The 9,117-nt window shown below is 73.9% G+C and carries 9 protein-coding genes and 1 pseudogene; 6 read left to right on the top strand and 4 right to left on the bottom strand.

Annotated features, from left to right (window positions below; genetic code table 11):
* Nucleotides 1-614 (bottom strand): annotated as a pseudogene (locus tag AB0M46_RS00975) (hypothetical protein); the annotation flags it as partial.
* A gap of 87 nt (nt 615-701) precedes the next feature.
* A complete protein-coding gene (locus tag AB0M46_RS00970; RefSeq protein WP_363332106.1) occupies nt 702-1,160 on the bottom strand; it encodes a septum formation initiator in 459 nt (152 codons plus the stop codon).
* Between the two features lie 49 nt (nt 1,161-1,209).
* Here AB0M46_RS00970 and AB0M46_RS00965 point away from each other — a divergent pair, with 49 nt between their 5' ends.
* From AB0M46_RS00965 to AB0M46_RS00950, 4 genes are all read left to right on the top strand, one after another.
* Nucleotides 1,210-1,896, top strand: a complete 687-nt coding sequence (locus tag AB0M46_RS00965; protein ID WP_363332105.1) for a response regulator transcription factor — start codon at nt 1,210-1,212, stop codon at nt 1,894-1,896.
* Entirely contained in the window at nt 1,893-3,146 is a 1,254-nt protein-coding gene (locus AB0M46_RS00960) for a HAMP domain-containing sensor histidine kinase (protein ID WP_363332104.1), read from the top strand. Before AB0M46_RS00965 ends, AB0M46_RS00960 begins: the two co-directional genes overlap by 4 nt.
* 80 nt (nt 3,147-3,226) lie before the next feature.
* Nucleotides 3,227-3,685 (top strand): hypothetical protein, encoded by a 459-nt coding sequence (locus AB0M46_RS00955; protein WP_363332103.1) that lies wholly within the window; start codon nt 3,227-3,229, stop codon nt 3,683-3,685.
* A 16-nt stretch (nt 3,686-3,701) separates the two neighbouring features.
* Nucleotides 3,702-4,415 (top strand): methyltransferase domain-containing protein, encoded by a 714-nt coding sequence (locus AB0M46_RS00950; protein ID WP_363332102.1) that lies wholly within the window; start codon nt 3,702-3,704, stop codon nt 4,413-4,415.
* On the opposite strand, the gene AB0M46_RS00945 is transcribed toward AB0M46_RS00950, so the two are convergent.
* Nucleotides 4,412-4,960 carry a TetR/AcrR family transcriptional regulator gene (locus AB0M46_RS00945; protein ID WP_363332101.1) on the bottom strand — a complete coding sequence of 183 codons (549 nt, stop codon included), beginning with the start codon at nt 4,958-4,960 and terminating at the stop codon, nt 4,412-4,414. The two genes, AB0M46_RS00950 and AB0M46_RS00945, sit on opposite strands and share 4 nt — an antisense overlap.
* Nucleotides 4,961-4,981: 21 nt before the next feature.
* On the opposite strand from AB0M46_RS00945, the gene AB0M46_RS00940 reads away from it, so the two are divergent.
* The gene (locus AB0M46_RS00940; protein ID WP_363332100.1) at nt 4,982-5,473 is read left to right on the top strand and encodes a DUF2306 domain-containing protein; all 492 of its coding nucleotides are present in this window, start codon (nt 4,982-4,984) and stop codon (nt 5,471-5,473) included.
* Nucleotides 5,474-7,101: 1,628 nt separating this feature from the next.
* Here the strand turns inward: AB0M46_RS00940 and AB0M46_RS00935 are convergent.
* Complete coding sequence (locus tag AB0M46_RS00935; RefSeq protein ID WP_363332099.1) at nt 7,102-7,488, bottom strand: MarR family transcriptional regulator; 387 nt, start codon at nt 7,486-7,488, stop codon at nt 7,102-7,104.
* A gap of 99 nt (nt 7,489-7,587) precedes the next feature.
* Here AB0M46_RS00935 and AB0M46_RS00930 point away from each other — a divergent pair, with 99 nt between their 5' ends.
* Nucleotides 7,588-9,003, top strand: coding sequence for an MFS transporter (locus AB0M46_RS00930; RefSeq protein WP_363332115.1), 1,416 nt, complete (start codon nt 7,588-7,590; stop codon nt 9,001-9,003).
* Nucleotides 9,004-9,117: the final 114 nt, after the last annotated feature.

The following is a 9,117-nucleotide window of genomic DNA, read 5'->3' as shown; positions in this document are numbered from 1 at the left end:
GCACCGACGACGCGTGGGTACTGACCGGTCAGCTGGCGTTCGGGTGTGCCGACGCGGTGCGGTTCTGTCACGGGCAGGACCGCCTCGACGCCGAGGCGCTCGGCGAGCTCGCCCGCGCGGCGCGCGTCCCAGAGGTGCCGGTGCAGGTCGAGCCGGAAATGCCGATCGGGCCGGGGGTGCGGGTGCGGCCCGTCCGGGCGCCCCTCCCACAGCGCGAGGCTGATCCGCTGCCCGGCCGCGGCCCACGCGGGCGGCGTGCGCGCGACGAGGTACAGGGCGGGCCCGTCCGGCGGGCCGTGCCGGGCGAGCGCCACGGTCAGGCCCGGCCGCAGCAGCCCGTCCGGGGCGATGCGCGGCATGTGCCAGCGCAACAGGTCGGGTGCGAGGTGTCTGAGGTCGGCCCGTACCCGTCCGGCGAGGTCGCCCCCGCGGTCCCGGGCCAGCCGCCGCAGGTTGAGGTCGACGTCGACCCGGGCGGCGGCACACGCCCCGCCCCAGTCTCCGGCGGCCCGGCGCGCGGCGGCATGTTCGATCATCGGCGGCGGCACGGCGAACTCACGCGTCCGCAGCCACAGGAGAAGGCGGTCTACGCCGTCGGCGTCGAAGGTGTGCATCAGCACGCCACTTCGACGGACGGGACCCCCGATCTGCGTTCGTAGGTCAGCATCGCGGGCTAGCGTACAACGCCCACCCCGATCCTGTCAGTCGTCGTCCCCGCCGACGCTCAGCGCGGGCTCGCCGGACACGCACGTGACCTGCGCGCGGTACTGCCCGCCCCCCGACCGCGCCTTGAAGCGCAGCGACGCCGTCGGCGCCGGCCCGCGGACCACGTGGTCGGCCTCGAAGCCCGCCCGGGGGATCCACGACACGAGGGTTGCCTGGCCGTCCGCGCACGAGGCCACGAGGCTCCCGCCGCCCGTCGACATCGCGCGGGTGGCGGCGGCCACCGACGGCGGGGGCGCGCCGGGTTCGGCGGAAGGCGCGGCGGACGGCGTTGCGAACGGGGCGACCTCGGCCTCCACCTCCGACTCGCTCCGCGCCTGGTCGGACGCGCCGAACAGGCCCTGCCGCACCGTGTTGACCGCGCCGATCGAGGCCGCAGTGGCCAGCGCCGCCGCGGCCAGCCACGCGAGCACCGCCAGGGGCCAACGCATCCTCATGCCCCATAGTCTGCGCCGGGCAACGCTAACGAATGGTTAACCTCCCCATATGGCGAAGGTGCTGATCGTGGAGGACGACGCGACGATCCGCACCGGCATCGTGCGCGCGCTGGCGGGTCGCGGGCACGTCGTGGTGCCGGCCGGGACGGCGCTGGACGGGCTCAGGCTGGTCGTCGCGGAGGCGCCGGACGTGGTACTGCTGGATCTCGGCCTGCCCGACCTCGACGGCCGGGAGGCGCTGCGGATGCTGCGGGCGATCAGCCAGGTGCCGGTGATCGTGGTGACCGCGCGGCGCACCGAGGGCGAGATGGTGCGGGCGCTCGACGCCGGCGCCGACGACTACGTGGTGAAGCCCTACGGCGCCGACCAGATCGACGCCCGCATCCGGGCGGTGCTGCGCCGCACCGCCCGGCCCGCCGAGGAGCGCGACCCCGCGGTCGAGGCCGACGGGGTGCGGGTCGACCCGCGCTCGCGCACCGCCACGCTGGACGGCGCCGCGCTCGACCTCACGCCGCGGGAGTTCGACCTGCTGTACTTCCTCGTGGGCCGGGCCGGGGAGGTCGTGTCGAAGCGGGAGCTGCTCGCGGAGGTGTGGCAGGTGCCGTACACGGCGGCCGACAAGACCGTCGACGTGCACCTGTCCTGGCTGCGGCGCAAGCTCGGCGAGACCGCACAGCAGCCGCGGCGCATCCACACTGTGCGCCGCGTCGGCGTCCGCTTCGGGACCACCCCGTGAGGCGGCGGCTCGCGCTGCTGCTCAGCGCGGCCATGGCGCTGGTGCTCGTGGCGTTCCTGGTGCCGCTGGCCCTGCTGCTGCGGGCCGCCGCCGAGGACCGCGCGGTGGCCGCCGCGGCGGCCCAGGCGCAGGCGCTCGGCGTGCTCGTCGCCACCGCCGACCCCCGGTCGCTGCGACTCGGCGTCGAACAGGCCAATGTGGACGATGCGCACCCGGTGACCGTGTTCCTGGCCGACGGCAGCGCGGTCGGCGCCGCGGTCGCGCCGACGCCCGCGGTGCGCCTGGCCGCCCAGCGGGGCAGCAGCTTCACCGTGGCCCACCCGGACGGCCGGGAGATCGTGGTGGCGGTGCAGGGGCTGCCCGGCGGCCCGGCGGTCGTGCGCTCGTTCGTGCCCGAACGGGACCTGCGCCGCGGCGTGAGCCGGTCCTGGCTGGTGCTCGCGGTCGTCGGGGCCGGGCTGCTGCTGCTCGGCCTGGCCGTCGCCGACCGGCTCGCGGTCGCCGTGGTCCGGCCGATCCGGGACCTGGCGGCGGTCTCCGAGGGGCTGTCCGCCGGGGACCTCGAGCGCCGCGCCCGGGCCGGTGACGGGCCGCCGGAGGTGCGCGCGGTCGCGGCCGCCCTCAACCGCCTCGCCGGGCGGATCCGCGACCTGCTGCGCCAGGAGCGCGAGGCCGCGGCCGACCTGTCGCACCGCATACGCACGCCGATGACCGCGCTGCGCCTGGACGCCGAGGGCCTCGCCGACCCGGCCGACGCGGCGCGGATGCTCGCGCACGTGGCCGCCCTGGACCGCGCGCTCACCGCGGTCATCGAGGACGCCCGCCGCGAGCGGGCCGCGCCCTCGTGCGACGCCGCCGCCGTGGTCGCCGAGCGGCTCGCGTTCTGGGCCGCGCTCGCCGAGGACGAGGCCCGGCCCGTGCGCAGCGCGCTGGACCCGGGCCCGCTGCCGGTCGCGGCGTCCGCGCCCGACCTCGCCGCCGCCGTGGACGCCCTGCTGGGCAACGTGTTCGCGCACACCGGCGAGGGTGTGGGCCTGTCGGTCACGCTGCGCGCCGTCCCCGGCGGCGCCGAGCTGGTCGTCGAGGACGAGGGGCCGGGCATCGACCCGGCGGCGGGCGCCCGCGGCACGAGCGGCGGAGGCTCGACCGGCCTGGGCCTGGACATTGCCCGCCGTACCGCGGAATCCACCGGCGGCCGCATGAGCATCGCCGGCGCCCGGGTGACCCTGGAGCTCTTAACGGATCGTTAGGAGTGCGCCAGGACCCCGTTGACGCAAGCCCCGGCACCGTTGGTCGCACGAGCACGAAGCGACGGAAGGTGTACGGCACCATGCGCAGACTCATCATCCTCGGCACCACGACCGCCGCCGTCCTGGCGATCGGCGGGACGGCCCTGGCGGCGAGCGGCCCCGGCCGCCACGACGACAACCCCGGCCGGGTGGTGGTCGACGACCACGGCTCCCGCGGCCCCGACGACCGCGGCACGGACTTCCCCTCGACGGGCCCGTCCGCCGACGACCACGGCACGCACTCGCCGACGGCGATGCCCACTGTGGACGACCGCGGCGGCGACCGGCCCACCGCCCACCCGGCCGCGACCGCGGACGACCACGGCGGCGACCGGGGTGGCAACGGCGCCGACGACCCGCCCGGCGGCGACCGGGGTGGCAACGGCGCGGACGACCCGGCGGGCGACGACCGCGGCGGGCACGGCGCGGACGACCCGGCCGGCGACGACCGCGGCGGGCACGGCGGCGACGGTCATGGGGGTTCCCGCCACCGGCATTAACTGGGATCATGTCGCGGTGCCTCCTCTGCTCGACGACGACGCCCTCGCCGGATCGGCAGTGGTGGCGAACTCCGCGATGAACCGCGGCCGCCAGCTCGCCGGGGTCGACAGCTACGAGCGCGAGCTGGGCTTCAACCCGGTCGACGTGCTGGCCGCCCTGCTGCGCGTCACCGGTGCGCCGGACACGGTCGCCTGGCTCGACCTGTGCTGCGGCTCGGGCCGTGCGCTGATCCAGGCGGCCGGCCGGCTGCACGAGGCGGGCGTGGCCGACCGGGTGCTGGTCGAGGGCGTCGACCTCGTCGACGCGTTCGACCCGGCCCCCGACGTGCCGTGGCTGCGGCTGAGCGTCGCGCCGGCGCTCGAGTGGGCCCCCGCCCGGCGCTACGACCTCATCACCAGCGTCCACGGCCTGCACTACGTCGGCGACAAGCTCGGCCTGCTGGCCCGCGCGGCCGGGTGGCTGACCGACGGCGGCCGGCTGGTCGCCGACCTGGATCTGGCCGCGGTACGCCTGGCCGCCGGCGCCCCCGCCGGCCGGCGCCTGGCCACGGACCTGCGCGAGGCGGGGTTCAGCTACGACGGGCGCCGCCGCCGGATCGGCCGCGACGACCGGGGCGACGTGACGCTGCCCTACGAATACCTGGGCGCCGACGCCGCGGCCGGCCCCAACTACACGGGCCAGGACGCCGTGCACTCCTACTACCGCCGCCGGGGCGGCCGGCCGGGCTAACGGCGTAGGAACGCCAGGCTCGCGTAGGTGAGCTGTTCGGCGTACGACTCCCCGGTGATCTTCCCGCCGAGCTCCAGGCTCACCAGGCCGTGGGCGAGGGCCCACAGGTGCAGCGCGACCGGCTCCGGATCGTTGCCGGCGAAGACCCCGTCGGCCTGGCAGCGGGCGACCGCGGCCACCAGGGGCCGGTACGTCGCGTCGGCCGCCTCCGTGTGCCCGAAGCCGCTGGTGAACATCAGGCCGTACAGGTGCGGGCTGGCAAGCGCGGCGTCGCGGTAGGCGAGGCCGAGCGCCCCGAGGTCGGCCAGCGCGTCGCCGGTGCGCGGCGCCGCGGCGAGCGCGGCCCCGAGGCGGAGGAAGCCCTCCCGGTGCATGGCGTCGAGCAGGCCCTGCTTGTCGCCGAAGAGCGTGTACACCGGCATCGTCGACACCCCGGCCGCCGCCGCGACCTTGCGCAGCGACAGCCCGCCCGGCCCGTTCTCGACGAGGATGTGCGCCGCCGCGTCGACCAGCCGCCCGGTGAGCTCGGTGTTGACGTTCGCCACGCCTCGAACTATAACAGTGTTATGGTCAATAACGTTGTTATCCCGCTGCACGCCGCGGCCGCCACGGTCGCGCTGCTGCTCGGCGCGTACAACCTGCTGCGCCGGGCCCGCGGTGACCGTGCCCACCGGCTGGCCGGGCGGGTCTGGGTCGGCGCGATGTACTTCGTGATCCTCAGCTCCTTCGCCATCCGCTCGCTGAACCCGGGCCACTTCACCTGGATCCACGGCCTGTCGGCGTTCACCTTCGTCACCCTGAGCATCGGCCTGTGGGCGGCGGTGACCGGCCGCGTGCGGACCCACCAGCGCTTCATGACGGGCTCGTACCTGGGCCTGCTCGGCGCCTTCGTCGGCGCGGTCGTGGTGCCGGTGCGTGACATTCCACAGTGGATCGTCCACCGGCCGGTGCAGCTCGCGCTCGGCACCCTGGCCTGCGTCGCGGTGGCCGCCGCGGTGATCTGGGCGGGCTCGCGCGGCGGGTCACCGAGTCGCTCCGCGGCGGCGGAGCGCTCCTAGCTCGGCTAGGGTGACCGTCAATTGGGTGGACTCGGGGTGAAGATCTGGAAGAACACCACCCGATCGGGAACCCGTCGACGGTGACAACCAAGCGGAGTGTGTCACCAAAGCTGTTGCTGGTGGGGGGCACGTCGGTCCGTCGCCGGTCGGCCGGGGCAATGGCGGCCGGGAACGTTCCGTCGCCAGGGACGGCGGCCGGATCCCGCTCGGGATCATCGGGGCCAGCGCGAACCGGTACGACGCGTCCCTGCTCGGCTCGGCCCTGGATGCCGCTGACGCGTAGCTCGGCGGCCGCTGGCCCGGCCGGGTCGCCGTCCACCTCGACGCCGGTTACAGCTCTGCACCAACCCGGGACCTGCTCACCGGACGTGGCTGGCGCGGACGGATCGCCTGGCGCGGGAACCCGCCCCGGTCCAGACTGGCTGGCGCTGGGTCGTGGAGGCCAACCAGGCATGGATGAACGACGTCGGCAAACTCCGCGGCCACACCGACCGCCGCGGCTCCATCATCGACTTCTACCACTACCTCGCAGCCGCTGCGCCCGCACCCACTACCGATGGGACGGCAGAGCCACCACTCGCCGCCTCTGGCCAGCGTGGAGGTGATCGTGACAGTGAGTGGCTGGCAGTTCGGTGGCTTGGCGCTCTGCACTGCCGATGGGTGCGTATTTGCTGCAATGCTCCGCCCGGTGGCGCGTTGGGATGGTACGCAACCTTTCGCAGGCTTCGGCAGAATTGGCAGCCGGCCGGACGTGGCAGATGCAAGAACCGGCTGCGATATGTTGCCGGTGAGCGCGGATGGCGGCGGATTGTTCGACGTGTTGCCGCACTGGCGGGCCGGTGTGGCGGTGGCGGTGGCGTTGGTGTGCGACGTCTCGCGTTGGCGTGCCCGGACGCTGCGGCGCCGTCCTTCCGGTCCGGTGGTGCGGGATCGGTGTGGCTGGCGACGACCTGGTCGGCGGGGTGTTCGGCCTGTTCGGGCGGTAGCGTCGGCGGGACCGGCGCGGGGGCCGGGTCGGGCCGCTGATCGTCGGCCGCGGTCACCGACGGGACGCCACCGTGGATGCGGCGTAGCTTCGCGGCGTGCCGCTGAGCAAGGCCCCACGCTCGATGCCGGGCATGTTCCCGACGGAACTGCTCCGTTGCCGGACAATACCGCCGAGACCTGGACCGGTCACGCATGGCAGCCAATTCTGTGCGACTGAAGAATGACAGCTGCCCCATGTCATTGATTATCCCCGACCTCGCCCGGAATCGCCGCCCCGGACAGTAACGACAATGTCAAATGGTGCACGCTCATACCGCAGACCGCGATCGCCGGCACGAGGCCCATCGCGACGCTGAGTGATCGACGGTTCAAGAGTGCTGCCCGGCCAGGCCTGACCGGCGGCGCGGTCGACGGGTTCGGCAAACTCCGCCGCCACACCGACCGCCGCCTTGCCCCAACCTATTGACGGTCACCCTTATTCGAGCTTCTCCCCGAAAAATCCCGATGCCTGGCGGCATCAGGATTTTTCGGACATATCGCCTGTCAGGTTATAAGTCGGATAAGTCGTGGCACGAGAGTGCCCGACTGACCGGCATTTGCGGCGTACGCCCGATCGGTCGAGTCCCGGGCGTCGGAGCCCGTCAGGCGAGCTGGAGATGCTTGGCCAGGATGTGCAGGTGCGTCTCGCGGGCGGCCGTGCGGCGAGCCAGGCCCTCGGGGGAGAGGTGGACGAAGACGCCGCGGCGGTCGGTCTCGCACATGGCCCGGGTGACGAGCCCGTGCTTCTCCAGCCGGGCGACCGCGCGGGACAGGGCACTCTGGCTGAGGTACATGTCCGCGGCGAGATCCTGCATGCGTCGCTTCTCACACTCCTGTTCGCTGAGGCGGTCGAGGATCTCGAACTCGCTCAGCGTCAGGCCGTGCTGCTCCTGCAGGGCCCGCTCGAGGTGCCCCGCGACCTCGTTGTAGCTGGTCAGTAGGGAGCGCCAGCGCTTGACCAGGGCTCCTTCGGACCTCACAGGCGGCATCCTACTCCCCCGGGGCAGCGATTGCATCTGCATTAAATGTACGTCGAATTAGTGCATGGACATTGAATGCGCACGCATCTAGTGTCCTCCGACGTGACTATGACACTCACCAAGGCGCCACGGGCGGCAGAGCGGGACTGGACTCCACGGCTCTGGGGCGTGCTGGCGGTGCTGTGTGGCGTGATGTTCCTCGACGGCCTCGACGCGTCCATGGTCGGCGTCGCGCTGCCCTCGATCGGGGCCGAGCTCGGCCTGTCCACCACGTCGCTGCAGTGGATCGTCAACGGCTACGTGCTGGGCTACGGCGGCCTGCTCCTGCTCGGCGGGCGCACCGCCGACCTGTTGGGCCGGCGCCGCGTCTTCCTGGCCGCGCTCGGCATCTTCGCCGTCGCCTCCCTCATCGGCGGGCTGGTCGACGACGGCGGCCTGCTCGTCGCGACCCGGTTCGTGAAGGGCGTCGCGGCGGCGTTCACCGCGCCGACCGCCCTGTCGATCCTGACCACCACCTTCCGCGAGGGCCCGGCCCGCAACCGCGCGCTGTCGGTCTTCTCGGTCTTCGGCGCCAGCGGGTACTCCTCCGGCCTCATCCTCGGCGGCGTGCTCACCAGCTTCGGCTGGCGCCTGACCTTCCTCACCCCGGTCCCGGTGGCGATCGCCGCCCTGGTCGCCGGCATCGCGCTCATCCCGCGCGACCGACCGGCCGCCGAGGGCGGGCACGACCTGGCCGGCGCCGCGACGCTGGTCGGCGGCATGCTCCTGGCGGTGTACACGGTGGTCTCGGCCCCCGCCCGCGGCTGGCTCGACCCGCTCACGCTGGTGTTCGCCTTCGCGGCGGTCGCCCTGCTGGCCGGCTTCGTGGCGGTCGAGCGGCGGGTCCGGCACCCGCTCATCCGCCTCGGCATCCTGCGCGTCGGCGCCGTCGTGCGGGCCAACCTCGGCCTGGTGGCGCTCTTCGGCTCGTACCTGAGCTTCCAGTTCATGATGACGCTGTACCTGCAGAACGTCCTGCACTGGTCGCCGCTGCGGATGGCCCTGGCCCTGCTGCCGGCCGGCCTGCTGGTGGCGGTCGGCTCGCCGTTCGTGGGGCGGCTCGTCACGCGGTACGGCACGGCCCCGTTCATCGCCGGATCGATGCTCTCGCTGAGCCTCGGCTACGGCTGGTTCCTGCTCACCGCGGGGGCCGCCCCGCACTACCTGGTCACCACCCTGCCGACGATGCTGCTGCTCGGCGGCGGCTTCGCCTTCGGCTTCAGCGCGATCATGGCCCAGGCCACCGACGGCATCGCCGACGACGAGCAGGGCCTGGCCTCCGGCCTGGTGCAGACCTCCGGTCAGGTCGGCGCGGCGCTGATCCTGGCCCTGGTGACCGCCCTGGTCACCGCCGACGCCCCGGCGGACGGCGGCAGCTTCACCCAGTTCCACCCCGGCGTCAACCTCGTCACCGGCATCGCCGTGGCGGGTCTGCTGCTCGCCCTGGTCCCGCTGGTGTCCCGCAGGGGCGCGCACCGCGCCTGAGCGTTGCCCGGCCGGGCTCGGGGCCGGCCGGGCGCAATGTCCGAGAGTCCCGCTGGCTGGGGCGCGCGCTGCGCCTGCACGTTGCCGGCCGGGCGCGAGGTCCGAGAGCCCCGC

Source organism: Dactylosporangium sp. NPDC051485, from assembly GCF_040682015.1.
Lineage (GTDB): Bacteria > Actinomycetota > Actinomycetes > Mycobacteriales > Micromonosporaceae > Dactylosporangium.
This window is presented reverse-complemented; position numbering and strand designations above follow the sequence as displayed.